Origin of the sequence: Streptomyces sp. NPDC060031, from assembly GCF_042736805.1 — a bacterium.
Taxonomy (GTDB): domain Bacteria; phylum Actinomycetota; class Actinomycetes; order Streptomycetales; family Streptomycetaceae; genus Streptomyces.
This window is the reverse complement of record NZ_JBHWVM010000211.1, coordinates 1-1,434: the sequence shown is the minus strand read 5'-3', so window position 1 is coordinate 1,434 and position 1,434 is coordinate 1. Positions and strand designations below refer to the sequence as shown.

Sequence of the window (1,434 nt, the reverse complement as noted above, 5' to 3'; positions counted from 1 at the left end):
GAAGAAAGCCCCGCCAGCCGAAAAGGCCGGCGGGGCTTCGGTGTTACGCGGCTTCGACCGTCCACTCCCACGACTCGCCGTCGGCGGCAGCGCGGGCGGCGGCGTCGGCCAGGGCGCGGGCGAGGGCCGACGCCCGCGGCTTGAGGTGCCGGGTCCGGGAGACCGTGAGCAGCTGCTCGGAGACGAGCGCGGCTTCGGCAGCAGGGAAGGTTCGGGGCTTCGGGAACTCCAGGGCGTCGACCAGTGAGGCCACGGCCTTCCGGTCGTTGTACGGCACGGAGGTCTGGACCCAGGACGCGAGGGCGGCAACCTCCTTGCGGAGGTGGTGGTCCTGCCCGAAGAAGTCGGCTCCGTGCGAGACGACCAGGCTCGGTGCCGCGTCGTGGATGGCGGGTCGGCGGGTCATGCTGCGGCTCCCATCCGGTGGGCGAGGTCGGCGAGCTGGGTGGCGGCCGCGAGGATCAACCGGACCTCAGGTGTGCCGTCGGTCAGGAGTCGGTCGGGTCCGGGCGCCGGCGGGACCGGCGCGGGGGCCGGGACCGGGCGGCGGCGCAGGGCCACCGCCAGGACCGCGAGGGCAACCACCACGGTGGCGAGGTAGGCGAGGGCGATCACGAGCCCACCGCCTCAGACGTCGTGACGCGCTTCCAGGCCGCCCGGAGCCGGGTCTCCCCGGCGCTGTGGCCCGCCCTGCGGAAGGCGAGGGCGAGGGCGTTGTACGACATCGGCGGGTTGGTGCTGGCCCGGAGCTCCGCGACGATCGCGTCGATCTGGTCGTCCGTCAGGGCGGGTGCCTCGATGGCGGCCAGTTCTTCGAAGGAGCCCCAGACGGGGAGCTGCCAGCGGGGCTGTGACGCGTCCTGTGACGCGGGTGCGACGCGCTCTGTCACGCAGGTCAGAGCCCTACCGGTGCCGTCGCCCTGCCGGACTCCGTCCAGCTCCGACCAGGCGCCGGAGAGCCTCCTGGCCGCCTTGGCCTGTGCCTCCGCGACGCGCTTCCCGGCGCCCGTCACGGCGTCGAGGCGGGTCTCCTCGGTGCCCGCCTCGGCACGGAGTTCGGCGCGGGCGATGGCCGCCTGATCGCGGGCGCCCTGCTGGATCGTGGCGATCCGGTCGAGGGCGGTCTTGGTGAGCGCGGTCCGCTCCCAGAGACCGTGCACGAGCCACAAGGCCTTGGCCGCGATCGGCAGCCAGGCGACGGCGAGCCATGCGCCGGCGGATCCGTCGGCGGTGAGCGCGTGGGCGACCAGGACGCCGGTCGCGACCGCGCCGAACGCCCACCCGACCACGGTGACCGTGGTGTTGTGGTCACCCTGAGCGGCCAGGCGCCGGTCGTACGCGAGGGTCGCGAGCCAGCCGCCGTCGATGCCGAGTCCGACGACCAGGGCGACGGGCCACGGCATCGAGTCCCCGAGCCACATCACGACCACGGCC

The 1,434-nt window shown here is 74.2% G+C and carries 3 protein-coding genes; all 3 read right to left on the bottom strand.

Features of this window, described 5'->3' with window-relative positions; all coding sequences use genetic code 11:
- Positions 1 to 43: 43 nt before the first annotated feature.
- Positions 44 to 406, bottom strand: a complete 363-nt coding sequence (locus ACFWB8_RS37090; RefSeq protein WP_377541239.1) for a hypothetical protein — start codon at positions 404 to 406, stop codon at positions 44 to 46.
- Complete coding sequence (locus ACFWB8_RS37085) at positions 403 to 615, bottom strand: hypothetical protein (protein ID WP_377541240.1); 213 nt, start codon at positions 613 to 615, stop codon at positions 403 to 405. Before ACFWB8_RS37085 ends, ACFWB8_RS37090 begins: the two co-directional genes overlap by 4 nt.
- Positions 612 to 1,434 (bottom strand): protein spdB (locus ACFWB8_RS37080; protein WP_385237738.1); only part of this gene is annotated, 823 nt, incomplete at its 5' end. The genes ACFWB8_RS37085 and ACFWB8_RS37080, both read right to left, overlap by 4 nt.

Bases quoted from the DNA above. Each gene is read 5' to 3' on its own strand.
- ACFWB8_RS37090 (WP_377541239.1), bottom strand. From the start codon at position 406: ATGACCCGCCGACCCGCCATCCACGACGCGGCACCGAGCCTGGTCGTC.